The sequence below is a fragment of the Methylococcus sp. EFPC2 genome (assembly GCF_016925495.1).
Lineage (GTDB): Bacteria > Pseudomonadota > Gammaproteobacteria > Methylococcales > Methylococcaceae > EFPC2.
In genome coordinates this window covers 1,502,333-1,527,632 of record NZ_CP070491.1, presented here as the reverse complement: position 1 = coordinate 1,527,632, position 25,300 = coordinate 1,502,333, and the positions used below count along the sequence as shown (strand labels likewise).

At 68.1% G+C, this 25,300-nt stretch carries 13 protein-coding genes; 1 reads left to right on the top strand and 12 read right to left on the bottom strand.

Features of this window, described 5'->3' with window-relative positions:
- Positions 1–56 precede the first annotated feature (56 nt).
- The 3 genes from JWZ97_RS06290 to JWZ97_RS06280 all read right to left on the bottom strand — a co-directional run bounded on the left by JWZ97_RS06290 (position 57) and on the right by JWZ97_RS06280 (position 1,674).
- Positions 57–704 (bottom strand): bifunctional 2-polyprenyl-6-hydroxyphenol methylase/3-demethylubiquinol 3-O-methyltransferase UbiG, encoded by a 648-nt coding sequence (locus JWZ97_RS06290; protein WP_205433945.1) that lies wholly within the window; start codon positions 702–704, stop codon positions 57–59.
- Positions 705–898: 194 nt separating this feature from the next.
- Entirely contained in the window at positions 899–1,171 is a 273-nt protein-coding gene (locus JWZ97_RS06285; RefSeq protein WP_205433944.1) for a hypothetical protein, read from the bottom strand.
- 29 nt (positions 1,172–1,200) lie between these two features.
- On the bottom strand, positions 1,201–1,674 hold the full coding sequence (locus JWZ97_RS06280) for a hypothetical protein (protein ID WP_205433943.1): 474 nt from the start codon (positions 1,672–1,674) through the stop codon (positions 1,201–1,203).
- 247 nt (positions 1,675–1,921) lie between these two features.
- On the opposite strand from JWZ97_RS06280, the gene JWZ97_RS06275 reads away from it, so the two are divergent.
- Positions 1,922–2,950, top strand: coding sequence for a sigma-54-dependent Fis family transcriptional regulator (locus JWZ97_RS06275; protein WP_205433942.1), 1,029 nt, complete (start codon positions 1,922–1,924; stop codon positions 2,948–2,950).
- 39 nt (positions 2,951–2,989) lie between these two features.
- Here the strand turns inward: JWZ97_RS06275 and JWZ97_RS06270 are convergent, their stop codons facing one another.
- The 9 genes from JWZ97_RS06270 to JWZ97_RS06230 are packed head-to-tail and all read right to left on the bottom strand — an operon-like array spanning position 2,990 to position 25,295.
- The gene (locus JWZ97_RS06270) at positions 2,990–4,477 is read right to left on the bottom strand and encodes a hypothetical protein (protein WP_205433941.1); all 1,488 of its coding nucleotides are present in this window, start codon (positions 4,475–4,477) and stop codon (positions 2,990–2,992) included.
- A gap of 41 nt (positions 4,478–4,518) precedes the next feature.
- Positions 4,519–13,716: a hypothetical protein gene (locus JWZ97_RS06265; RefSeq protein WP_205433940.1), complete on the bottom strand. Its 9,198-nt coding sequence runs from the start codon at positions 13,714–13,716 to the stop codon at positions 4,519–4,521.
- A gap of 1 nt (position 13,717) precedes the next feature.
- Positions 13,718–15,643: an AAA family ATPase gene (locus JWZ97_RS06260; protein ID WP_205433939.1), complete on the bottom strand. Its 1,926-nt coding sequence runs from the start codon at positions 15,641–15,643 to the stop codon at positions 13,718–13,720.
- On the bottom strand, positions 15,640–17,346 hold the full coding sequence (locus tag JWZ97_RS06255; RefSeq protein ID WP_205433938.1) for a hypothetical protein: 1,707 nt from the start codon (positions 17,344–17,346) through the stop codon (positions 15,640–15,642). Before JWZ97_RS06255 ends, JWZ97_RS06260 begins: the two co-directional genes overlap by 4 nt.
- Before the next feature lie 12 nt (positions 17,347–17,358).
- The gene (locus tag JWZ97_RS06250) at positions 17,359–21,726 is read right to left on the bottom strand and encodes a hypothetical protein (protein ID WP_205433937.1); all 4,368 of its coding nucleotides are present in this window, start codon (positions 21,724–21,726) and stop codon (positions 17,359–17,361) included.
- A complete protein-coding gene (locus JWZ97_RS06245; RefSeq protein WP_205433936.1) occupies positions 21,723–23,585 on the bottom strand; it encodes a hypothetical protein in 1,863 nt (620 codons plus the stop codon). Before JWZ97_RS06245 ends, JWZ97_RS06250 begins: the two co-directional genes overlap by 4 nt.
- Before the next feature lie 51 nt (positions 23,586–23,636).
- Positions 23,637–24,566 carry a hypothetical protein gene (locus JWZ97_RS06240; RefSeq protein WP_205433935.1) on the bottom strand — a complete coding sequence of 310 codons (930 nt, stop codon included), beginning with the start codon at positions 24,564–24,566 and terminating at the stop codon, positions 23,637–23,639.
- Positions 24,567–24,572: 6 nt separating this feature from the next.
- On the bottom strand, positions 24,573–24,896 hold the full coding sequence (locus JWZ97_RS06235; RefSeq protein WP_205433934.1) for a hypothetical protein: 324 nt from the start codon (positions 24,894–24,896) through the stop codon (positions 24,573–24,575).
- A 6-nt stretch (positions 24,897–24,902) separates the two neighbouring features.
- Positions 24,903–25,295: a hypothetical protein gene (locus JWZ97_RS06230; protein WP_205433933.1), complete on the bottom strand. Its 393-nt coding sequence runs from the start codon at positions 25,293–25,295 to the stop codon at positions 24,903–24,905.
- Positions 25,296–25,300: the final 5 nt, after the last annotated feature.

The following is a 25,300-nucleotide window of genomic DNA, read 5'->3' as shown; positions in this document are numbered from 1 at the left end:
GCGCGGCGCTTTCGCTGGCCAGGAAAAGACTAAGCATTCGGTTTGAAACGGCGCTCTCAAGGCAGCGTCGAGGGAGCGTCGCTGCGCCGCCATACACTGGCCAGCCAAGGCTGCGCCTCGCGGGGCAGGCCGGGCGGCCGGAAATAATGCTCGAGCTCCGTGTAGCCCGCTGCGCACATGCGCACACGCCATTCGTCCAGGTCGTAGTAAGCGCCGTAACGCCCCCGGTTCCACCCTTCCTGGTTGTTGCCGCGGGGGTTGGAACTGAACAGCACGCCGCCGGGTTTCAGCGTCGCATGCAATTGTCCGAGCACGCGCGTCAGTTCCTGCGAGGGCACATGAAACAGGGACGCGTTGGCGAATACGCCGTCGAATGACTGTTCCGGCAGGTTGAGGTTCAGGAAGTCCTGCTGCCAGATCTCGCAATCGCTATCGGATCTCGCCATGGCTGCCAGGCCGGCGGCGCCTTCCAAGCCCACCGCAATATGGCCTCGCCGGGTAAATTCCTGGAGGTCGCGCCCCGGGCCGCAGCCAAAATCCAGTATCCGGAAGGGCGGCTCACCCTGGAGGTGGCGCAGCAAGGCATCGATGTTCTGGCTGACGTCGTGATCGCGCGTGCCGTCGCGGAAATCCACCGCGTGGTGGTCGTAATGCCCCAGCGTCCGGGCCACGATCGCTTCCAGGTCGTCCGGACTAAGTTTCATGCAAGCATCCAGGTGAAATACGAGCCGGCCTACCGAGGGTATCGCCGGGCGGGGCGCTTGAGGGTGCCGCCTGTCCGGCATCCGGCGCGAGCTAGCCGCTGAGAGTGGTGCAGGGGCCAAGAGCGTGAACTTAACGGATGGTCCAGCACAGCGGTACGCGGGCGGAGGAGCCGGGCTCCCACCGCCGGATGAAACTAAGCGCCGAGGAATGCCGATCGAAACCGCGCGCGCTTTTCCGGTGTGTCCAAGCCGCGGCTTAAAGCCCACTGATGCTCCCGGAATAGCGTTTTCACTTCCGCCGTGATCTCCCGCCCCCGCACATACCAACGCTCCACGCCGTCGGGACTGACGATGGCCGGACCATCCTCCCGATGCGCCTGCTCTTGCTCATGCCACAGCCGGGTGCCGAGAAACAGGTAAATACCCTTTCTCGACCAGAGATCCCGGTTTTCTTCGGTAATTTCCACGCACTGAGCCATAGCCGCCCCACATAGCGTTATCGGATCATTCGAGGTTTAGCGATGCATCTCGGCCAATGCGAAATGCCACCAACCCGGACCACAAGGTCGCTCACTATCCTCCAGGCCTCAGGCGGCATTTTCAAGGCGACCTCGCCGAATGCTGCATTCACGAGATCGGCGTTGATCGGACCGCGTGGGCTCCGACATACTGCCGAATCGAAGTCTTGGGCCGGGTCCTCCACGATCGTTCCAGGGCCTTTAGGTACCATCGTCGTGTCGCCAAGCTGCGTTTTCCCTAGAGAACCGGGAGATCGAGGAACGCGCAAAGCTGACGGGGACTTTCCACTCTCATCCACGTCAAAAATCACGCAAAACGCCGTCGGCGCCATCTCCTTCCGCCGCTTTTCCTCCTCTCCGATGGCGGCCAAAACCACCCTGTCAGATACCTTTTTTTTAAGGCTGCCCAGCGCAAATTTTCCGTGCTCGCGAAGCAGTGATACGGTCACCATTTTGGTGTAAAGTCCGCCCCTTCATTCGGCGAACAGCCCGGGCCTCGCGGCTTGTAAGGCATTTGCTGACCTGGGTTTGCGAGGCTTGAGTCGGCGGCAAGCGACGGCTTGTCGACTCATGCCGGGCGCATCTCCTGTGCATAAACGTACGTGTGGCCAATCGAGCCAGATCCTTCGGGTAGCGTGTTGGTCGTTGCGTGTCTTAGGTTTTTTGGAACCCGTGGGTCGGAGCCTTGCAGGAGGTGGTATGGAGACGTTTCAGGAACTCAATTTGATCGGGCAAGCGCCGGCTTTTCGGCAAGCGCTCGATTTCGTCAGCCGTTACGCGACGTGCGATGCGACGGTGCTGGTGACTGGCGAAACGGGCACCGGGAAGGAGTTGGCCGCGCGCGCCATACACAGCCTCGGGTCTCGGCGCGATGGGCCCTTCGTGCCCATCAACTGCGGAGCGCTGCAGGATACCCTGGTCGAAAACGAACTCTTCGGTCATGCCAAAGGGGCTTTTACCGACGGACGGGAGAATACGCTCGGCCTGATCGGCGATGCCGAAAAGGGCACGCTCTTCCTCGACGAAGTGGAAGCCTTGTCCGGCAAGGCCCAGGTGGCTTTGTTGCGCTTCCTGCAGGACGGAACCTACCGGCCTCTGGGATCCAGGCAGACCGTCAAGGCCAATGTACGGATCGTTGCGGCGAGCAATCGGGACTTGTGGGAGATGGCCGCACAGGGCGAGTTTCGCAGCGACCTCATTTATCGCCTGCAGATCGGCGCGGTCAGGATGCCCTCGCTGCGCGAACGGATAGGCGATATCCGCCTGCTGGCGCAGCACTTCATCCGTTTGTACGCGCGTCGATATCGCGAGTGCGAGAAAAAGCTCGACGGGGCATCCTTGCGGCGACTCGAAACCCATGATTGGCCGGGCAACGTGCGCGAACTCGAAAACGTGATCCATCGCGGGTTTATCATCAGCGATACGCCGACCATCGCCATCGATGACAGTCACTTCGCCCGTGGGCCGAGTCCGGCGGGCGATCTCGACGCGTGCGGATTACCCTTCCACATCCCCTACGAAGTCGGCTTCCGGCACGCCAAAAGGCTGGTCATAGAATCCTTCGAACGCGACTATGTGTGCTGGGCGCTGGCCGAGAGCCAGGGCAACATTTCCCAGGCCGCCCGCGCCTGCGACAAGGAGCGGCGGACCTTCGGACGCCTGTTGAAGAAGTACGGGATCGACAAGAGCGAATACCTCCCCGGCGGCGAGCACCCCTTATCGGAATGACGGCACGCCAGCCGTCGTCGAACAGGCTAGGCGATCGGTCTATCGCACCAAGTGGGCGAGGGCGCGGTAGGGCTTGGGAAACCAGGCCCAATGGTCGTCCAGCCACACCAGGCCATCGTAAGCGATGCCGGCACTGTGGCCCGGCGCGATGATTTTCCAGGCAACCCATACGCGATGCGGATCGAGCAGCGGTGCAATGGCGCGGTAACCGCCGGGGAAATGACGGGAAAGTTCGTTGTCTTCCAGCAGCATGCCGGCCGGGGCCACGTGGAGTTCGAGCCGGCTGCTGGCGGAGGCGCTGCCGACACGCGGCGGATCGGCCCAGAGCGCTTCGTAGGCTTGGCGTGCCGCCTCCGCAATCTGGGGATGGAAGGCGCGCGCATAGTCGGCACCCTGGGGACGCAAACGCTGCGCCAGTGCCGCGCCGTGCTCGCTGGCGAGCGCCTGGATCAGCGGCGTCAGTTCCTGCTTGAGCACCTCGATTGCGGTCAGTGCCGTGGCTCGCGCCCTATCGTCCGCGTGCAGGGTCGCCTGGATGGATGCGCTGCTATGCCGCGCCGCGTTGGCGATGCTTGCGCGCGGATGGCCGTGCAGGCGCGTGACGCCTTCCAGCAACCGGGGATGGGGAAGATGCGCGGCGGCGAGGATGCCGCGTAGCTGGGTGCGCTCATCCGGCTCGCTCAGCCACCCTTGCACATCCTGCACGTCCTGCACCGGCAGCAGCGCCACCGTGGCGTCGTCCAGATCGAGCGGTACTTCGAGCAGACGCAGGCGACAGACCGGATTGAAGCTGTAGGCGAGATGCTGCGCGGCGCGTTCGAACAGCGCATGCTCCGGCTCGCCCGGCACGATGGGCTGCCGGCTCGCGTTCACCACCTCCCAGCCCTGCTCGGCCAGCGTTGCGCACAGATCGTCGAAGCTGCGCTGCGGATCGAGCACCAGCGTGCCGCGAGCGGATGATTCGCCATCCGCATCGCCGGTATCGGTAGAGCCGCCGTGGGCCTCGTCCCGCTGCGCATCGTCCTCATCCTCGTCCTGCGGGTAGCGCCACCACCAGTGCGATTGCGGCATGCCGCGCGGAATCTGGTCTTCATCCAGCGGTCCCTGCCGGTCGCCGACGCGCGCCATCTCTTCATCCAGTTCGGTCAGATCCTGGCGGTCGATGAGCGCCGGAATCGGCGTAGCGGCGTAGTCGTCGATCAGGAATTGGATCACCGAGCGGTTCAAGCACAGCCGCGGCCATTCGTAGTCGCTGGCATCCTCGGCGAGGATCAGCGCTTCGTTGACCAGGAATCCGAGGCGCTGAGGAAAAGCCAGCAGCGCTTGCGACGACTCCTCGCGGAAGCGCGCCAGGCGCGGCGGATCGGCTGCACCCTGCACGGCCTGTGCGTGATGCAGGCCGACCAGCGACACCAGCGCCTCGTGGAATGCCGCTTCGGCACCGGCGCTCTCCCCGCTGGCGCGCTGCAGGCCAGCGAACAGGGAAGACATCATGTCTTCCGGACTGCCTTTGAAAATGTAAGTCATGCTTATGAATATTCCCGGCTGGCTCGGTCAGTCGTACGCGTTCATGGGGTGGGTTTGACGGCTTTCGGATCGCCCCAGCTAAGCAGCACGACCTTGCCGTCCGGAGCGACATGGATGATCGCTTCCTTCACCAGCTCCTTGCCATCGATGACATAGCGACGGTGGATCACGATGCGCGTGCCCACCTTCGGCGGATCGAGGTGTTCCGCGAATACCGGCTTGCCGTTGCGGATGACATCCATGCCGCCGGCAAAGTAGCGATCGATGACGCCGCCTTCGGGCCTGATCGTGCTCGGGACCTCCTTGCGATGCTTGCGCGCATGATACGCCTCCGCCGCCGCCGTCTTGAAGTCGATGCGCTCCAGCTCCTGCACGGCCCGGGCGACTTCGATGGCGGTCAGCCCGCGTGTCGGACCCGTGAGATGCTGGCCGTCAGGCCGTAATTTGATCGCTGCCTCGTCGCGCGCAATTTCAGCGCTTAGGAATTCACGCGTCAGCGTCTTGCCGGCATTCACGGCCGCGACGTTGCGATAGTCCGGCGTGCCCTTCAATGCGAATTCCTCGGCCTCTTTGAGTGCCGAGTAGCGCGCGCGTGCGTACTCGTAGCGGCGCTGGAATTGCGCGGGGTCGCCATCGGCGCCTTCCAGCGCCCACTTCGCGACGGTCTTCTGGTGCTCGCTGGGCTCCCAGTCGGCGGCGCGCAGCAGGATTTCGCCCTTCGCCTTCTGCCCACCCTCCGGTTTTTTCTCGGGTTTCTTCTTGCCGCCGGCCGAGGCGAGCGGATCGCCATCCAGCGCGTTGTAGATGTTGAGGATGTCGTCGGGCGTCGCTTGGACCAAAAGTACGGTATCGATGCCGAGTTTGGCCAGCAGCCCGGGTACTTCCTGCTGCGCCGTTTCGGCCCGCTTCACGCGCTTCAGCTCGCCCGGCGTCAATTCGCGCGGTGCCTGCGACAGCGGCGAAACAGTCCCGCTCTGCGGCACTTCGGCCGACAGGGTTTTCACGGTCGGCCTGGGCGTTTCAGTCACGGGGGCGGCCGTCTTCGGAGCGACGGGCGCTTCCGCTGCGTGCGGCGTCTTCGGCGGCGGAGTGTGCGGTGAGCCCCCCGCTTCGGCATCCGGCACCGGCACTTTGCGCAGAGTAATCCGGTGCGCATGCGTTGCGTCCTCGGGGATACCGAAGCCGGAATGCGGTGCGACATCCTTGCGCGCCACCCTTTGCGGCTCGCCCACGGGTTCGAGCCGATAGCGTTTGCCGCTGGCAGGATCGGTCCACTCCTTCTGGCACAGACGCTCGATTTCGCGCGCGATGGAGTTTTCGTGGAAGACGATTTCCATTTCGCCGTGCGGTGCCAGCGTGCGCAGCGCGTGCGGACCGAGATTGGTGACGCTCTCGATGTTCGCCTGCTTCTCCCCGGCGGCGCGCAGCGCTTCCGCCAAGCTCATGCCGCTGGTGTCGAGCACCATCTCCTGCCCCTTCTCGTGAGGCAGCGGGAAGCGCACGTGCATGCGGTCGACCGAATTGTCGGGCAGCGATTCGCCGAAACGGCTACCCACGAACTGCCCGCCGCGCGATTCGAAGTCAGCCACATCCGGAGCCTTGGGCGCATGGCTCGCTTCGGATGCAATCACACGCGCACCGGGGTAGCGCGATTGCAGTTCGGATGGACTGAGCAGCGACGGGCCGACGAAGGGCTCGAACACCACCAGCCTCGGCGCTTCGGGTTCTGCGGGGCCCTTGGAGAACAGGCGCGGCGGCTGCTCCAGATACTGCGGCTTGGGCTGCGCGCCGGTGGCGATGTCGGCGCGCTGTTCCGGCCCGATCCGGCCCACTTCCTTCTGACGCTCGCGCAGGTTGCGCAGCGTCGCTTTGTTGCGCGCGATGTCGGCCTTCAGGAGTTTGGGATCGCCCGCCGCCCTGCCCAGTTCGGCCTGCAATGATTCGTGGATGCGCTGGTGCGCATCGATCTCCAGGGCGATCTTGGTCTGGTACAGATCGATCTGGGTATCGAGATCCAGATGGTCCCAGTTCTTCAGCTCGGCTTCGTCCAGACGCGCCACGCGCTCGCTGGTGGCATCGTGGCGCGCCTGCATCAGATGCGGTCCCTCGTCGGCGATGCGGGACGGCGGCGTGCCCTCGCGTACCACCACGACCGGCTTGCCGTCGACGATCAGGGTCACCACCGGGCCGTTCTCGCTGCGCGTGAGCTTCGCGTATTCCCTGGGCGACAGCACGCGAATCTCCACGTCGGCGAACTGGGCGTGCAGCTCCGGTGGAATGTGGCGCATCAAGGCCTTCTGCATCTGTGCCTGGCGGGCGATGCGCGCATCCACCTCGGCGAGATGCTGGCGGGCCGTGGCGAGATTGGCGCGCGCTTCGTCGCGTGCGGCAACGTTGCGCGGCGTGGGCCAGCGCGTGGCCGTGTTCTCGGCCTGGTCGGCGAGCATTCCGGCTTTTTTCACACGCTGTTCGAAATCGATCACCAGGTCTTCGTCGACATTGCCCTTGCTGCGCGAGCCTTCGGCGATCTCGCGCTCCTTGGCGCGGTTGAACTTCTGCGCCTCGGGATCGTTGTGGAAGCCCTGTTGCCGCGTCAGCGCAGCGGGATCCTGCAGGCTTCCGGCCTCCAGCGGACGGGTGGTGTCCATGCCGTGGCCGGCCTCCCTGTGCACCTGGGTGGGCAGGGCCAGGCCGGCCTCGGCCATGTGCGCGAACTCGGGGAAGTCCTTCACCGTGAGCACATGGTGGAACTCGACGCCCTGAGGCAGTTCGCCATGGATGCGCACGTGCCGTAACTGGGCCTCGGTCATATGTTCCACGGAGGCCAGCGTCAGCGCGTTGTGCTTGCTTGGATCGCGCAGCGCAGCCTGCAGCATCTCGCCAAAGCGTTCGCGCGCAACGCGCCGTGCATGGGACTCGACGGATCTGGGTACCTCGCCGCGGCCGGGCATCCTCTCGCCGCGGCGCAGGAAGGGTTTGACGGCATCGGGCAGGTCCTGCATGTCGTCGTCGACTTGGCCGCCGCGTGGCGCCATGCTGCGTTTGCCCGCGATCTCTTCCAGCATGGTCACCAGGATCTGCTCGTCCCGCGAGAGCTCCTCGAACGTCCTTTCGGCCTTGGCCTTCTTCGAAAACAGCCGCGCCGGCTGTTCGAGGTACTGCGGACGCGGCATTTCGCCGGACTGCATGGCGGCGCGCTGGCTCGGCGTGATGGTGGCCACCTCGGCCTGACGCGTGCGCAGGTTGGCAAGCGTGACTTCGTTGCGGGCCCGATCCAGGGCGAGTCGTGCCGGATCGCCATCGCCGCGCGCCAGCGCCGCGTCGAGTGCGTCGGCGACGCGCTGGTGCGCGTCGATCTCCAGCTCGATCTTGTTTTTGTAGAGGTCCACCTGGGTGTCGACATCCAGCTCGTCCCAGCGCGCCAGCGTCGCTTCGTCGAGCTTTGCCACCTTGGCCCGGGTGCTCCGGTCGGCCGTCTGCAGCAGATGCGGGCCTTCGTCGGCGAGGTGCGAGAGCGGCGTGCCTTCGCGGATCACCACGACCGGCTTGCCGTTTTCGATCAGCGTCACCACCGGGCCGGATTCGCTGCGCGTGAGCGCCTTGTATTCCGCTTCGGACAACACGCGGATCGGCACGTCGGCGAAGTCCCCGTGCAGGGATTCGGGCACATGGCGCATCAGCTCGCCGCGCATGGCATCCTGTGCCACGGCATCCGGCTGCTGGACGGCCACGGTGTGCGCCAGGCCGCCGTGCGTGACGATATGATCGAGATTGATCGCCTGCCCGAGGCCATCCTTGCCGTTGCGGCCGTGCTGATTCATGAACATCAGATCTTCGGCCGCCGCCCGCAGCGGGCTGTGCGGATCCATGGGATCGCCCTTCAGCGGCTCGAGCCTGCGCGCGACCCGTTCGTCGTTGATGGCCTTGGCGGCGGAGGCCAGCTTGCGGTTGTGCAGACCCTGGCCAACCGCTTCGCCCGCGCCCTCGCCGACGCCCTGCACCGCGGCATGCAGGCCCGCCTGGCCGATGTCCGCCAGCGCATCGTCCAGCCGGCCCTTGTACTTGCCGGTGGCCTTGTCGAAGAGGATCTCCGTGCTGCGGCCGGCCATGCCGCCGAGTCCCGAGACCACACCCCGCGCGAGGCCGCGCTGACCCATCGCCAGCAGCGATTTGCCGACGCCGCCGCCCGTCGAGGCGTTGAGCCCCTTGTCGAGGCCCTTGCCGACCGCGCCGAGGCCGCGTCCGGCCAGGCCCACGGCACCGCGCAGCAGCCCGCCCTGGGCGGCGATGGCCTTGGCACGGTCGGCGATCGCCGCGCCGTTGCGTCCCAGGGCTTCCAGCGAGTTGGTCAGCGCGGCCGTGGCGGCACCCGACAGCGCGCCCTTGATGAGCCCGCCGAACAGCGCGCCGACGGCGTCGCCGCCTCCCTTCTCCCAGGTCTTCTCGTCGAAGGCGGCACCCGCCAGACCGCCGATGGAGCCGGTGACGGCGCCGATGATGATCTGATCGACCACCGGATTGCCGGTAAACAGCTTGGCCAGTGTGGCGAGCGCGCGGCTGGCCGTGCTCGCCGCTGCCGCGCCCTTGGAAGCGATCTGCGCCGCCGCACCGAGTTGGGCGCCGACGCCGGCCGTCACGGCCTGCACCGCGGTCATGCCGAGGTCGATGGCGGCCTGTTCCCAGCCGTAACGCCCGCCCTTGATGGCGTAGCTCGCGCCCATCGAGGCCAGTCCGGTGATCACGGCGGCGGCGATCAAAGGACCGGCCGCGCCCCCGGTGGCGACCGTGATCACCGCCGCCGCGATGGCGCCCAGTATCGCGATGCCGGTCGTGGCGAGGTTCGCGTACTGGTCGATGACGGCCTGGTAGGACTCGGCGGCGAGCTTGCCGGTCATCACGTTGGCCATGAAGCGATCGCGGTCCTTACCGGTGTACTCGCCCTTGTCGTTGAACGCGCGCCGCGCGGCCTCCGGCTTCAGCATGCCTTCCGGGGTGAAGTCCTCGGCGGTAACGCCCATGCTGGCGTACAGGCCCGCCTCGGTAGTGTTCAGAACGGCCTCGCCGTAACTGCCTTCGGCGAGCCATTTGCCGACGGCGCCGGTCTCGCGGCGCTGCTGCTGCATCGCGAAGGCGGCGGCCTCGGCCTTTTCCTGCTCGGTGCGCGCCACGCCCAACATCGCGCGCTCCATGCGCAGGCGGTCGTCGCCCGACAATTCGGCGAAGGTACCCTTGCCGTAGAGGCCGGCCTCGGTGTCGAAGTCCTTGCCGGTGTCCGCCCGGAACTGCTCCCGCATGGCCTTGATCTCGTCGCGGGTCATGCGCTCCGGGTAACGGAACATCAGCTCTTCGTTGGTGCCGCTCTTGGAGTACATCGCGTACTGCATGGCGAGCGACGCCGTCTTGGCCGAGGGTCTTTCCTCCTTGATGAGGCCGGCGACGAAATCCGCGCCGACCTTGTCGTCCTTGAACTTCTCGCCGAGCCGCGCGATCAGCTTCTGCTGCGCCTCGGCGACATGCGGATCGGCCTCCTTTTCCAGCGACTTGCTCGTGTCGGTCTTGTAGTCCTTGGGCGGAGCCTTGCCGCCGGCATATTTCTCGGACGCGAGCAGCAGGGTCTTGGCGCGCAACTCGCGGGCCTTCGCCACTTCCTCGGCGTGATGTTTCTTTTCGGCCTCCGAGGCCGTGGCCGGCAGGGGCATGAAACGCTCGTCGTACACCGCCTCGTCGATGTTCTCGGCCTTGGCGTCGTCGCCCTTGCGCTCGATCTCGATGCCGATCTTGGCGGCGCGCGCTTCCGCACTGTCCTTGCCATGCAGCAGCAGCGCCGCCGCCATGTCGCGGTTGGCGCCTTCCATCTTGATCGTGTAGGTATTCGGGTCGCCCGGCTTGGCACCCTTCACCTCGAAGCCGCCGCCCTCGCCGGCGTACATCACCACGTCGCGCGTCACATAATCGACCGCGCTCTGCGTATAGGCGGCCTGTTTGTCTGCGTCGCTCTTGCCCTCCAGAGCCGCCTTCTTGGCGGGATCCTCCTCGCTGACGATCTTGCCCAGGGCCGCGGCGACCGCCAGGCGGTGCGCGTCCTCGGCCTGCTTGCGCTGCACGGGATCCATGTCCTCCAGCTGCTTGGCATTCCAGTCGTTGCCGCGCATCGTGGTGAACTCGATCTCGGCGGCATGCACGGCGTCGTGATCGCCTTCGCGCTTGGCCTCATCGATCTTGTCGCGCATGCGCAGGGCATCGGCGGTGGCCGCGCCGCCGCCCTTTTTCGGATCGCTCTTCGCCAGCGCTTCGAAAACCTTCGCGTCCGTGCCATCCAGCGCGCCGTGGATGCGATCGTAGAGTTCCGTGTCGGCGCCGATGGCCGCCGCCTGTTCGGGCGACAGCGCGCGCATCGTCTCCTCGATGCGGCTTTCCTGGTCGTTGTACCAGTTGGTCGAGGCGTCCAGTTCGGCCTTGGCGCCTTCCAGGGTGCGGCCGTTCAGGTAATGGATGGCGGCCTTGTAGCTCTCGTCGTCGGCCCCCATCGCGCGCAGCATGTCTCCCGACAGGGAAGGGCCCCGCGCCGCACTGGGATAATCGCGCTGGTCGACCGCACGGCCCTTGGCGGCAGTGAGGCTGCGCAGAGCGCCGGTGACGGCCCCTTCGTCGACCTTGTCGATGAAGCCCGAATCCAGGGCCTTCGTCGCGTTGACGTCGGCGGTCTTCACCTGGCCCGCGACTTCCGAGCCCAGTTTCAGCAGCGGCGTGGAAAATTCCGGGTTGCTCTTCGGGTCGTCGTACTGCTTGAGCTTCTCTTCCTGCTCGGTGCGCTGATCGGTGATGCCCTTGCTCTCGCCGCCGGCGGCGGCCTTGCCGTCGCCGCCTTCCTTCTTGCAGCCGCTGCAATCCGCCTTGGGGCCGCCTTCCCCCTTGCTTTCCGGGTTGCCCTGCTTGCCGGTGTCACCCTTGCCGTCCTTCTTCCCGCCGCCGCCAGTTTTGAAGGTCGCGTCGAGCGAGCCCTGGGCGCGCCCGCGACTGGCTTCGAAGGACTTTTTGAACAGCTTTTCCGGTTGCTGAGCGCAGCTCTGCGCGGCATCGGTCACGCTGGTGGCGAGCTGGTTGGCGCTTTCGTTGAACCTGCCCAGCGCGTCGGCCGCCTGTTGCGCGAGATCGGCGGGCGCGCGCGTCATCGCCGCGCTGGCGGCGCCGATCTGCTGCTCACGCTGTTCGCGCGAACTGGCCTGCTGCGCGGTCTGGTCATCGTCCAGCTTCTGCTGGTTCTCGCCGAGTCGCGCGCGCAGCACCGCCGTGGTGTTGTCGAGGCCGCGCAGGATGGGGTTCGCGCCGTTCTGCGCGGCCTTGGCGATAGCCTCGGCGCCGCCGGGTGCGGCCAGCTTGAGGTTCTGTTCGAAACCGTTGAGCGAGCGCCAATAGCCCGGCAAGGCACCGCGCGCGGAGTTCTGCATGCCGCCCAGCGCACCCTGCGCGCCACGGCGTGCGCCATTCAGCGTGGCGCGCGCCTGGCTGGTGAGCGTGCTGTCGCTGTTGCGCTGCTGATTACGCACCTGCGTCAGCGCGGCCTGGCGCAGGCGGCGGATATTGAGCTTGCCCTGCTTGAGCTGCTCGGCCAGACCTTTCCGCGCGGCGGCGAGCGCCTTGCTCACCGCCTTGCGGCCCGCTTCGAAGGTGGTGGTGCGCGCCTGGTCGAGCTCGAACTGATAGCTGCACCCCACCGTGCATAGCGAGTTGTCGCTGGTGGTGGTCCAGGCCTTGATCGTTTCCTTGCCGCCTTCCTCGATCTCCTTGATCTTGGCGGCGGCCATCGCGACCACGCGCGGCTGGTAGCGCTCGTGCTTGGCCCCGTCGAGCGGGCGCTCGGCGTCGGTCGGATAAATCGTGGCGCGTTCATCGGACCATTTCTGCAGCGCTTCGACGGCCTTCTTCACCACCTTCTCGTAGGCTTCCTTCTCGCCGGTGAAGCGTCCCTGATGACCGCTCTTCAGCGAGCCGACATTGGTGGTGATGAGCGCGCTGGCCGCCTTGTCGTTGGCGTTGATGGTGCCGAATGCGCTGCCCGCCGCGGCGCGCACGCTGTTCAGCGCCGCGTCGTGGGCGGTTTCCAGTTCCAGTTCGGCATGGCTGGCGTTGGCTTCGATGGCGGCGCATTGGCGCTCGGCTTCGGCGTCTATCGCCTGGATGCCCGCATCGTGCGCGTGCGTGATGTCGTTGGCGGTCATGCCATAGGCATGGGCCATGTAGTTCGAAACGCCGCTGACTTCGGCAAGAAAGCCCTGCTGCCGGCTACGCGCCGCGCCGGCGAGGTCGGCGTAGGCGCGCAAGGCCTTGTCGCGCGCCGCCTGATGGGCCGCCAGATCCGCCGCTGCCTTGCTCTTCTCTTCAGGCTTGCCTTCCTTCGCCGTGTGCTCGCCGGCGGGACTCGCGCGCGGCTTGTCGGGAAGGGCGTCCTGGGCGAGAGCGTCCGGCGCCGACCATTCCGCCGCAAGCGTAGGCACGTCGATGTCCAGCGGCACGTCCAGCGCCGGGGATTCCTCGGGAGGCAGTGGGTCGGCCTCGACCAGTTCCGCTTCGCCGGCAACCTCCTCGCCGCCAACGGCATGCGCGGCGGGTTTGCCGGCGGCACCGGGCGTCTTGTCCCCCTTCTTGCCGGCGTCCTTCTTCGCCTCCTGCTTGCCGCCCTGGCCGGCCGCCTTAGTCTTGTCGTCCGCTTTGTCCTTGCCGGCTTCCTGGCCTTTTCCGTCCGCCTTCGCCGGGGCCTGGTCGAGCGCGGGCGGCGCGTCGGTCCTTGGCGCCTGGCTGGGGGGCAGCGGAGCCGGAGGCGGTGTCAACGCACCGGCCGCCGTGGCGGGTACGGGTACGACCGGGGCGGGTAGCGGATCGCGGGTGGGTGGCGGCGGATCCTGCAGGCGCTTGCGTTGCGCGCGGGCTTCCTCGGCCGCCATCGTGGGCTGTGGGGCATCCACATCCGGCAGCGGCGCGGCCGGCGTGGAATCGGGCAGGTAGCGCGGCCAGGCCTGTGCATCCAGCCTATCGTCCAGGCGGGCGTCGAGTTGCCCGTCGAGTCGGGCCGCCGCGCTATCGTAGTGCCGGCCGTCCGGCTCCGAATTCCGCGTCGGATCGGCGTGCTCGTCCTGCCGCGCCGACGGGCGCCCGGAAGGGAGGCGCGCTTTGCGGCGCGCGGAATCCTGCGCGCCTTTCTTTTCGTGATCGGCGCGCTGCCGCGACGCCACGCGACTCATGTCAGTCCGGGCGGCCGGCGAGGCCCGCCGGTACTTGCTTGCCCAGCTTGCGGTATTCGGAGCCCAGGGCGGCGAGCAGGGCCGGCAGACCGATAGGCTCCGGTCCGGCTATCGCCTTGGCGGCCAGGGTGATATTGCGGATATGGCCGCCGGACAAGTCGCAGGTCGCGGCGAGGCGATTGATATCGGACTGCGTGAGCGCGTGCGCGCCGCCCAGATGCGCCAGCCACAGACCGCGACGCTCCTCCGGGCCGGGCGCGCCGAATTCGATGATCGCGTCCAGACGGCGGGTGAACGCGGAATCGAAGCGCGCACGGCTGTTGCTGGTGGCCAGCACGATGCCGTCGAAGGATTCGATGCGCTGCAACAGGTAGTTGGTCTGCTGGTTGGCATAACGGTCGTTGGCGTCCTTGACGTCGGTGCGCTTGCCGAACAGGGCGTCGGCCTCGTCGAAGAGCAGGATCGCTTCGGCATGCTCCCCGCGGGCGAAGATCTCGCCGAGGTTTTTTTCCGTTTCCCCTATGTATTTGCTGGTGACGGCGCCCAGATCCACGCGGTAGAGTGGCATGCCCAGATGGCTGGCCAGCCAGCCGCAGGCGAGCGTCTTGCCGCTGCCCGAAACCCCTACGAGCAATGCCTTGACGCCGGGCCGATAGCGCGCGCGTGCCGCTGGGCCCAATTCCTGGGCCAGGGTATCGCGGACCCGGCAACGCGCGGCCAAAGCCCTCAGTTCGCGCCACAGGGGATCGGGCAGGATCAGCGCATGATCGTCGATCTCCTCCGGCAGCAGTTCCGCCAGGCTGCCCAGCGCACCCTGGCCCGTTTCGCGGGATGCGCGCGCCACGTGGGCGAGCTCGGGATGCGGGCTGAGGGCGCGGGCGCCACGGGCCAGTTTGGCGATGCGCGCGCCCGAGTGGCGAAACGTGGCGCCCAGCGCTTCCGCACTCGCTTCGTCGAAGCCCTGTTCGCGCCAAAGCAGGCTGCGCTCGGCCGCAGGCGGCGGCGCGATATGCCAGGCGGCCAGGGTCTCGCCGTCGTCCTCCCAGACGCCTTCGGGCCCGCAGGCGACCAGCACCGTATCGCCGTAACCCGGCAGCGGCGGCAGACGCCGCCGCTCTCCGGGCGACAGTTCGCCGCACAGCACGGGCTGGGCTTCGTGCAGCAGCAGCCAGGGCCCCAGACCCGCCGGCGGCTCGCCCTCGATGAAAACCGCGCAACGGCCGCGCGCCGCGGCGATCGCGGCACAGGCGGCGCGCGCCTCCGCCGGATGGCCGCTGCGCACCACCAAGGCCCCGCGACCCAGGCGGGCGGCGCGCGAGCGGGCCTCCTCCTGCAACGAGGGCGCCAGGGCGGGAAGACTGCCATCGTCCAGCCGCACGCCCGCCCAGTGCCCCCGTCCGCCGGAGAGGGCGCTGACGAGCGCCGGCGGCAGGCGCAGGAGCGCATCGGGGAGGGGGCGTCCTTTCACCTCGAGCATGAACAGTCCGCTGGCGAGGGCAGAGCCGTCCAGCAGTCTTGCTATCGTGGCGGCCACCGGCACGCCGCTTTGTTCGACCAGGCAGGCGATCAGTCCCACGCTGGGATGCGCGTCGCGCAGGGGGGCCTGCAGCCAGGCCAGCGCACGGCCTGCGACCAGATCCACGTCGGCTGCCAGGGCGAGGGCCAGGGCGATGGTCTCTGCGTCGGACAGCCGCAACAGCTTGGCCAGCCGATGCAGATGGACATCTTCGGGCGAGGGTCTTTTCCGCCAGTCGGCCAACGTCTGCGCGAGCGTGTGGCTGTCCGACGCGGCCCTCTGCGCGGCCAGCCAGTGCGCTTCGGGTTCGGCTCCCGGCTCGACGCGCGCCGGCGCGAGCAGCGCGAACAGGCGCCGCGCCAGGGGAATAACGGAATCCGCCAAATTCAAGACGGGCTGGGGCGCGCTCATGGCCCGGTGACCTCGTGTTCATAGTGAAAGCTCACCACCCGCCCCAGCCAGGGCACCCAGCCGGGGTCGAGGTCCAGTCCGGCACGGCGCAGGCGCAGATCGGCCTGGCCGAGATCGAACCAGAAATCGATGTGAGTCGGGGTGTGCGCCAGATAAGCCGGGCGCCGCACCACATCCGCCAAGCTCAGGCCGGCATAGCGGCGCAACCAGCGCCTGCAGGCGGTGAGCCAGGCGGCTGCGACCCTGTCCGCCAGCGGCATTTCCGCTTCCGCTGCGGCGGATGGCTGGGCATTGCGGAGCAGTTCGGCGGCGGCTTCGGGTGAAGGTCCCGACCAGGCGGCGAGGATCAGGTGCCCCGAAGGGTCGGTGATCGAACCCGCATCCGGTGCAATGGAGCGGCGTAGCGCGCCCCTTCCACGCAAGAGGCCATCGCGCCATGCTGCGGGCGCGATGAACCGCTTGGGCGTGTCGCGCTGGCCGCTACGGCGAGCGGCGAGTTGGCGGGCCGGATCGTCGGCGTCGACATGAAGCCGGTCGAGCAGGAGCGTCAAGACTTTGCGGGCGATTTCCTGCGCCTGCCAATCGGCTTGGCTTTGCCACCATTCCGAATAAGCGCAGCGGTTGAGCACCGCTACCAGGAACATCAGGCCGCCTGCGGTCGTGGCCAGACCGGGCCGGCGCCAAAGGTCGAGCCGTGCGGACATGGCGCCGGGGGCGGCCTCGGCCGGGCGGGCGTCCCGTTCTTCATCGCGGTCGGGCGGCCGACGGGAGCCGGCGTGCTGCCGGCGCGCTTCGGCCGTCATCCGCCGCGTCAAATCGGGAGGCAGGCCGGGCGCAGGGGCCTGTGCCGGCTTTAAAACAAACGGGCCATCCCTGAGTCCGCTCGCTCGGTCGGGACGCGGGCCGGGGTCGTTCGGCCGATCGAGGCGGGGTTGCTCATGACGGATCGGTCGGCCCGCCGACTCGCACAGGCGGCGGACAAAGGCGCGTCGAGCCGTTTCGGGCGCGGCGGTCTGTCCGACTTCCCGGTCGATCCGCGCACGGTTCTCAGGATCCGTCGCGGTCGTGTAGCCCGTGGCGCGAAGTGTTGGCTCGGCCGCAGGCGCGGGCCTATGCGGAACGGCTTGGGCCGGCGGCTCCATGCCGACGGCTTGCCACAGCCAGGGCAGGTCTTGGTCGCGCAGGCAGGCGCACAGACGCTCGCCGTGACCGCCATGGACCAGAGTCGCGATCCACTGCGGCAGTGCGGCCGGAGCATCCTCCCGCACCGCCAGGCCGAAGGCGAGGGCGCGCAGATTGTCCTGCACGCCCGCCTGCCGGTCCCAGGCCGGCACCGCGAGCGGCCAGTACCAGGCGTCCAGGGTCTTGCCCGCCAGCAGGCGCAAGGCGAGGGCCGCATGCGCGTCCAGGGGATCGCGGAACCACACCGCGTCGGCCGCAGGCGCGGCTTCGTCGCCCCCGTACAGGCAAGACGCGCCGAGTCGCTCGACCGCGCGCTCCAGCGCCAGGGCCAGCGTCTGGGCGGTAGCGTCCGCGGGCAAACGCCCCAGCGCCAGTCGCCGGACCAGGACCAGCCGGCCGTTGTCGTCGTGCAGGCTGGCGGTGCGCAGGGCATCTTCCAGGCGCAGCGCGGTATGCCGCGCGCTGGCTTCGTCGGGCGCGCGCAGGCGCAGGCGGCGGACGGTACGATGCGGGGCGCCCATGGCAGGCACCGGTCACATCGGGAGCACCCGTGCAGCACGGGTGGAGTAGGCTATCGTAACGGCCTCGCTGAACTGGACCCGGACCGTTTCGTCCAGATCCACGCTGGCCGCCGCGGTGTGTACGACCTTGGCGGAAAGCTCTTTCCCGCCCACGTCTTCCAGCACCGCACGCGCGACCACCTGATCGGCGCGATAAATCAGCGCCTGCATGCCGACCCGCATCTTGGCGGGTTCCAGGGCGAGCAGGGGGATGCGCAGTCCCGGCCGGGCGGTGACCGGACGCGGCAGCCGGCCCGCGATGACGCGGCCCACCGGCGCATGGCTGGCTAGGAGCAGGCACATGCGGACCACGTCGTTGATCAGCGCCGTCGCGCGCGGCTCGTTCGTCGCGACCTGGCCGAACAACCAGTCGACGTAGGCCTGCATCTGTTTGCGATCGCGGTAATCCAGCTCCGACCAGCGCGTGAGGCTGGCGAGATTGCGCAGATTGGGGGCGGTGTCGAATTCGGAGAGTATTTCCGCCCAGTCGAGCCGGATGGAGGGCGGAACCCCTGAGAATTCGGCATGCAAGCATGTGCAGATGCCGCTCAGCTGATCGAAGAATTCCGCCGTCTGCCGCGCCACCTGGCCGCGCCCGTGTTCGCCGGCGATGAGATCGCCGAGGGAAACCACGTGCACGGCCGTTTCCCGGACCGCTTTCCATCCCAGCACGCTCAGCTGTGCGATATCGATCGCCAGGGTGGCGCTGCGGGCGAGATTCACGGTCTGCAACTGCTTGATCCGGGTTTTGCCGATCGCCTGGGCGACGAGGCCGGCGCCAGCCGCGGCACTCACGGTCGACAGGCCGGAACGCTGGGCGCTGAGCTGGCTGCGCCATTGCGCGCTTTGCACCGCCTTGACCAGGACGTCGACCCGGTCGAGCCTGTCCAGCAGGCCCGGCGTGCGGATAAACCAGGAAGCCGGCGCTTCCCGGACCACCGCCAGCATGGCTTCGAGTTCGTCCGGTATGTCGGCATGGGTGCGCAGACAGGCGGGCACCGGCGCTTCCACCAGGCCGGGATCCAGGTTGCGCAAGGGGGCGCCGCCCAGGTGCTCGAGCGTGCGCGGGCGCAGGTAGGCGAGGAATCTGACCTCGCCGGCGAGGACCGCGGCGCGCCGGGCGTTGATGGCGTCCAGACGCGATTGTTCCTCGCTGATCAGGGCGCGGGTGACGGCGACATCGTGGCGCGCTTCCGCCAGCTCATCGTCGACCGCGGTCGTGCGTGAGCGGGCGCCGTTCAGGTCCGCCCTAAGCGTGGCCAGCGCGGTCTCGCAGCGGGCGATGATGTCGCGATAGCGCTTGATGCGGCCTTCCACCTGGCGCAAGAGGGCGACCGTGTTGTCGCCCATGCCGGTGGCGTCGGAAAAATGGGCGCTTTCGTCCGCATTCTGGCGCACCGGCGGATTGATGAGCCCGGAAAGCGCCGTGACGCGCGTCTGGATGCTCAGGAAATAGCTCAGGGGACGGCGCCGGCGGGCGACCGGATCGGTCCCGTTGGTGGGAAGAAAACTGTCGTCGGCCAGGCCGTAGACGTCGATGTTTTCGAACAGGCCGGGGGTCACGCCGCCGTCTTCCGCGGCCAGTTCGTCCGCCAGCCGAATGAGCGACATCACCGCTTCGTGGCGGGAAGCGGCCGCATAGTTGCGCGTGTTGTTGGCCGGAGGCTCCTGCAGGCGGTCGGCGATGCTCATGGTGCGGATGTCCGCCTTGCCGACCACCGGCTGGGTATTGACCACGTCGCTGGTGTCGAAGCGGATGGGGCCTATCATGGGGCCGATAGGCCTTCTAATGGGTGTGATTTCCGTGTCGAGAAACGCGCCGGCTCTGATCCCGGTGAAGGTGGACCCGGCCCGCGTGGCCGCGAGCGAGGAAACGCCGGAATCGACGGCCCGCGGCGCGGCGCCCACCACCGGGGCGAGGCCCACGACAGGCGCCGCGGTCGCCGCAGCGGTCATCGCCCGCAGTTCGACGCTGGGCGTGCCAGGTGTGCTGGGCGTCGCGCGCAATTCGTTGAAGAAGCTGGATATGCGTTCCCGGGTGGCGGTCGCGGTTTCCGCCTTGGCGATATCGGCGAGTACGGGCGATACCGCGAAGCGGGTGGCCGCCGTGGTGTTCAGCACCAGTTGGCGCAGCCGGTAGATGTCGGTCTGCACCTTGACGAAGTTGAAGTCGACGATGTCGTCGGCGCGGTCGGCGCGGGTCTTGAGATAGGCGATGAAGCCTTCCACTCCGCGTGCCGGCAGTTGCGCCAGTTCGGCATCCGACAGCGTCGCCGCGAAATCCGCGTCCGCGACCAGGTCGGCCAGCACGGCACTGCGTCCGGCGGGCGGGGGCGGCGCGGTGGCCGGCCCGGCTACGAGCTCGACGCCGTAGGCGGCCTCGAAGGGTCCCCACAGTTCGTTTTCGGTGAGAAACTCCCAGGCGTAGTCGCCCAGCGCCTGCGCGCCCGCGGGTAGGGCATTGCTGAACCACACCTCTTCGTTGTCGTCGGCATTCAGAAAACCGCTGGAACCGTAGGCGGCCCGGCCGTCGTACAGGGTGAAGGCCATGCCCGAGATCGCGGTACCCCCCAAACCCACGGCGACCGCCGGCACTTCCAGGCGTAACCACTGCCCCGACGGCGGCAGGGCGCCCATGAAGCGCCGCGAGGCCGAGCCGTCGCCGCCCCAGTCGATCAGGTTCTCGCCCCAATAGGCGCGGTGTTCCCAGTCGTCGGAGTTCCATTGCAGCATCAGGGTGCGCGGCGGGGTGTCCGGATCCAGATAGACCCAGGCGTACAGCGTTTCTCCGGTGCCGGGTGTGAGGGTGGCGCTGGCCGAGCGGAAATAATGCTGATGGATGCCGGAAGCCAGGATGGAGCGGTGCCCGCCCCCCGGCGGTGGAGGCCCCCAGGGCGATAAGTCTTCCGGCTCCAGCGCCAAGGCGTCGTCCGAGATGGCGGGCACCGCGGTCGGCCGGGCGTCGACCGCCCGCTGCAGGACGGCGATCTTGTGGCGCAGGCTTTGCCGCTGGCCGAGGCGGCGGGCCCGGGCGGTGAGGAAGCGGTTCAGGGTTTGCTGGAATTCCGGATCGATGGCTTCGGTCAGCAGCAGGCGCGGTTCGTAAGAGGCCTGGCTCACGGGCACCAGGATGCGCAGGCGTTCGCCCAGGGAAAAGTCCAGGGGCGCCAGGGAGGCTGACTCCCGCACCGCGAGATCCAATTGTTCGTAAGGCACGGGTACGGCGTCGATGTCGAAACCGGCGGGAAAAAAGGCGCTGGTCCGGCTCGCGAGGTCGTAGGCGTTCGCCGGCAGCAGGCCGACGGGGGGTAGGTGGCGGAAGGATGCGGCCAGGACCGCCGGGTCGGGAGCGACCGCGTCGAACTCCGCAATCTGCTCGGCGAACTGTTCTATTCTCGCCTGCCACAACAGCGCCAGCCGCGGATGAGGGGCCAATGTCGAGGGCGAGGCGGTATCCCGTTGCAGGCGGCTCGCCTGCGCCCGCCCACCCTGGCGCACCACGGCGCTGCGGTCGGCAAAGACCGGCACGTAGTCCGCGTTCACGCTGATCAGTGCGACCGGCACGCCGAACTGTTCCCAGGGCAGGCCGGCATCGGGCGGCAAGGCGCGCTCCGCCTCGAATACGGTATAGGCCAGGGCGTTGCGCAGCCGGCCGGCGGCTGCTCCCGGCAGGCCGTAATACTCGGTGGGCCAGGCGTACCAGAGCAGGCGCACGGCATCGGCCAGGCGCCAGTCTTCGAAGCTGACGTTTTCTTCGGCGCAGCCGCAACGGTCGCAGGGATCGTTGGGATCCAGGTCCGCGCGGTCGACGGAAACCGGTTGCAGGACCAGTATCCCGGCCGGCGGCAGCACGCCCGGGTTGACCGCCAGCAGCTCGCCCAGCGTGGGTCCGATGGCCCGGGCGCGCAAGCCGCCCGGAGGGGTGTCGTCCCCCGGTGCCGCTTCCGGATCGAAGACGTCGGGCGGAGCCACCACCGGCAGGGCATGGAAATCCACCTCGATCCCGCGGGGCAGCCACACGTCCTCGCCGCTGACCGCCAGCCCCCGGCCGCCGGATAGGTGCAGGACGACCCGGTCCCGCGTGGCCTCGCCGCTGCGGGGTGTCACCGCGTAGCCCACTTCCAGGCCGTTCACGACGCCCGCCGTAAAAGCTTGGGCGCGCTGCACCACGCGGCCGGCGGCCCAGCGCTGGCGCGCCTCCAGGGTCGGCGCGGTCAGCGCGCGGCCGGGAAACAAATTGGGCCGGCGCAGCCAGGTGACGGCCGCCGCCGTCGCGTCGGCCGGAGACAACTGCAGTATGCGTTCGCTGTTCAGCGGGGACAGGATGGGCGTGATGCTCACTGCGGTTCTCCCGTGGGCCCGGAGGGTGTTCGACGTATCGGCGTTGCCGTGGTGCCGGGCGTGGTGCGCGAAATGCCTGCGGGACCGGTCAGCCGCGCACCCGTTCTGGCCGCGAGTTGGGGAACCTCTTCCAGCCGTGCCGTCGACGCCTGGCTGTCCAGCGTGCGCCATTCGGCATCGTCGGCCAGGCGCACCAGCGCCTCCGAGTTGGCGGTGATATCGGTGGCCGCTTCCAGGCGGTTCAGGCCGGAACCGGTGTTGGCCGCGGTGACCGTGGCGGCGGCGCGCAGCGCGGCGGCCTGGTCCAGCGTTTCGCTGCGGGAAAACTCGCCCAAGGCCACGGCGGTGAGGGCGGGCGAGTCGACGAAGCGGGGCGAGCTCAGCAGATTGGCGAGTTCGGCACGGGCGGCCGGGGTCGCCCTTTCAGTCAGCCGGGTGAACCGGTCCTGCAATCCGAGGGCGGTCATGCGGCCGATGATGTCCGCTTCGTTGGCGATCTCCCGGCCGGCCAGGCGTACCGCGGTCCCGGTCACGTCTTCGCGGTAGGCGAGATTGCGCCGGCGCACGAACCAAAGATTGTCGAGCCGCGCCAGGCGCTGCCACTCCGCGTCGGAAGGGCTGCTCGCGTCCAGGGGCGTGAGTGCCACCGGTGGAAGGCGCAGGCGCTGGAGTATTTCCAGCGGCTTGCGCGCCGCCACCAGATTGGGCGCGGCGGGTTTGACCGCCCGCGTCAGGCTGTTCAGGCGGGCGACCACGGCGCGCCACTGGCTGCGGGGAACCGGCGCCACGACCAGTACCGCGGTGGATTCCAGGGTTTCGGACGCCGCTTCCAGGTCGATGGGGGGCAGCGCCAGGGCTTCTTCCACCAGGGCGGACAGTTCGTCCTCCGGGATGATGGAAAAATCCACGTCGACTTCGACGGGGAAGTAGCTTTGCGTGAAGTCCGCCGGATTCACGACGCCGGGCGGCAGCGGGCCGGCCGGGGGCAGGGCGGCGAATTTGGCGGCGGCCGGAAAGCCGCGGCCGTTGGCGGTCGCGACGATGTCCGCGAGCTGCTCCTGGTGCTGCAGCAGATGGGCCAGGCGCAGGGCGCGCGGGGCGAAACCCAGGCCCGGCAGGTCGGCCCGGTCGGCGCCCAGTTCACGGCGCACCAGGGGGGCGTCGATCCAGACCAGGGAGTTGGCCGAGAGCGCCAGCATCGCGAGCGGCAACAGATTGGCGGAGACGCCGCGGTCCGTGCCGTCCACGAATATGGCCCGCGCCGCGCGGGAACGGCGGATTTCCAGGGCATCGGCGGCGCCGTCGTCATTCCAGGGCACCAGCACGATGGCGGTGGCTTCGATGACGTCGCCGTCCTCCACGATTCTTTGCCCGGTGAGCGAGGTCGGGTAGGCACCGACCGGATTGGCGGTGAATTCCACCGGCCGCAGCGCCAGCACGAACAGGCCCGTGCGGCTGACGGCCGGCGGTGCCGGCAGGCGGCCGAGGCCGAATTTGGCCGACAGTTGCTCGGCGATCGGGATGTCGGTCAGCCGGACGGCGACCTCGCGCTCCAGCAGCACCAGTTGTCCGGACGGCGTGATGCCATGGCCGGCGGCTATGCTCAGCGATTGCGGGTCGCCGGCCTCGCTCACCGCGAGGCCGGTGGCGACGCCGCTGCCGGCCGCCTGGCCGAGATCCGCTTCCCGGGTGAGAAAATACTGTTGTTCGCGTATCAGATCGCGCGCCGTCAGGAAGCGTCCGTCGAACCAGCGCGGCCGCTCCCGGCGTAGGTCTTCCAGCAGCACGCCCGAGGCGCGCAGGGTGCGCACCTGTTCCGGGCTCAGATGTTCGCGATTGGTGCCTTGCGTGAGGTTCATGGCGATTTCCTCGGTCAGCGTTGTTGTCGATGCCCTTGTGCCCCGGTCCGCCTAGATTCCCGTCCAGCGGCTCAGCAGGTTGACGCTGGGCACGAAGCGCCGGGTCCAGTTGTCCACCAGCACGGCGCTGCCGTCGCGCTGCGGAGGATCGTCGGCGGTCACCGGCACGAGCACGCGGGCCAGGAACTGGGCGGTCGGGTCGAGTTCCGGCGGATGGCCGGCCGGCGGGGCGATCTGGCCTTCCTGGCCGCTGCGGCCATTGCTGGTCCAGGCGTCCAGCACCGCATCCTGCAGCGCGGCCCGGCGCAGGTCCGCATCGGCGATGTCCGCCAGATCCGGCCCGGGCTCGGGCAGGCCGCTGAAATCGTCGTCCAGGCCGTCGCTTCGGGCCACCAGCAACAATTCGTAGGCATCCCGCAGGCGCGAGGTGTTCACCGCGTTCAGCGCGTCGTAAGGTCCGCTGGCGAAACTGGGGGTCAGGCCTTCCCTGCAGGCGACGAAACGCACATAGACATCCGCCACCACGGCACGCGTCGGGATGGCCGGCACGTCGCCGGTCCCGGCCTGAGCGCGCAGGCGCGCGCCGAGAAAGCGGCCGGGATTGTCGTAGGCGGCGCGGCGCAGGGTATCGCCGCCGTCGCCGGCGAGACTGCCGTCGTACCAGCGCTGCAGGCGCAGACAGGCGGGACGGATGACTTCCACCAAACGCCCCAGGCGGTCTATGGCCACGCCCGGCGCCACGAGAATTTCCTCAGGGCTGCCGGTGGCCGCGTTTTCCGGCGCGTGGCCGCACCTCAGCCCGGCCAGGGTGCCGCCGCCGGACAGCAAGACCAGGGCTTCCGCCAGCCGGCCGCGATGATAGGTTTGCTCGTCGCTGAAGTCCTGGGCGTCCAGCAACATGCCGGTGGCATAGACCAAACGCCTCGGACTGGGCTGGACATACAAGGGGTCGGATTGGGGAAGGCGGCTTACGGCACTCATTTCGGTTCACTCCGGATTGGGATTGCGGTTACGTACTCGCGAGGTCCTTGTTCTGCGGGTAGTCCCACGCGTATTCACGGGTGCCGTCGGCGCAGTCGGCACGGCATCGGTCGGGCTCGGTTCCGGATTCGACGTGGACCTCAGGGTCGGCGCGGGGTTGGTCACCACCGGCCTTTGTATTTGTACGGCCACGATGTCGGCGACGCTGCGATTGCCGGCCGCATCGAGCACTTCGAGCTGAAAGCGGTGTACGCCCGCGTCCAGCCCGGCATCGACCACGATGCTGGGTTCGCGGGTGGTAATCGGCTCGTTGATGCGGAACCTCGCCATCGCGGCTTAACCCGGACCGACCGGTGTGACGGGTGTGACGGGCGTGTCCAGTATCACCGGGTTGATGGGCGTCACGGGCCCGATCACCAGGGAGGGCCCGAGATAAGTCCAGGTGTAGCTGACGATGCGCCCGCCTCCCACGTCGAACGAACGGCTGCCGTCCAGGGTGAAGCTGTTGCCGAATGCGGCGACGCTGGGGGCGTTCAGGATGGCGGTCGGCGCGGACTGGTCGGCGATGATGACCACCACTTCGTCGGGTACCGAGCGGTTGCCGGCGTCGTCCACGACGATGAGCCGGAAACGGTGGCGGCCGAGCGGCAGTGGCCGGTCGGCGTTTAGGGTCACCTCGACCGACGAGGCGTCGGTGACGACATCTTGATTGAGCACAAATTCGGCCATGATGG

Excerpts from the sequence above, each read along its gene's own strand:
- JWZ97_RS06290 (WP_205433945.1), bottom strand. The coding sequence starts at position 704 with ATGAAACTTAGTCCGGACGACCTGGAAGCGATCGTGGCCCGGACGCTG.
- JWZ97_RS06280 (WP_205433943.1), bottom strand. The coding sequence starts at position 1,674 with ATGGTGACCGTATCACTGCTTCGCGAGCACGGAAAATTTGCGCTGGGC.
- JWZ97_RS06275 (WP_205433942.1), top strand. The coding sequence starts at position 1,922 with ATGGAGACGTTTCAGGAACTCAATTTGATCGGGCAAGCGCCGGCTTTT.
- JWZ97_RS06270 (WP_205433941.1), bottom strand. The coding sequence starts at position 4,477 with ATGACTTACATTTTCAAAGGCAGTCCGGAAGACATGATGTCTTCCCTG.
- JWZ97_RS06265 (WP_205433940.1), bottom strand. The coding sequence starts at position 13,716 with ATGAGTCGCGTGGCGTCGCGGCAGCGCGCCGATCACGAAAAGAAAGGC.
- JWZ97_RS06260 (WP_205433939.1), bottom strand. The coding sequence starts at position 15,643 with ATGAGCGCGCCCCAGCCCGTCTTGAATTTGGCGGATTCCGTTATTCCC.
- JWZ97_RS06255 (WP_205433938.1), bottom strand. The coding sequence starts at position 17,346 with ATGGGCGCCCCGCATCGTACCGTCCGCCGCCTGCGCCTGCGCGCGCCC.
- JWZ97_RS06245 (WP_205433936.1), bottom strand. The coding sequence starts at position 23,585 with ATGAACCTCACGCAAGGCACCAATCGCGAACATCTGAGCCCGGAACAG.
- JWZ97_RS06240 (WP_205433935.1), bottom strand. The coding sequence starts at position 24,566 with ATGAGTGCCGTAAGCCGCCTTCCCCAATCCGACCCCTTGTATGTCCAG.
- JWZ97_RS06235 (WP_205433934.1), bottom strand. The coding sequence starts at position 24,896 with ATGGCGAGGTTCCGCATCAACGAGCCGATTACCACCCGCGAACCCAGC.
- JWZ97_RS06230 (WP_205433933.1), bottom strand. The coding sequence starts at position 25,295 with ATGGCCGAATTTGTGCTCAATCAAGATGTCGTCACCGACGCCTCGTCG.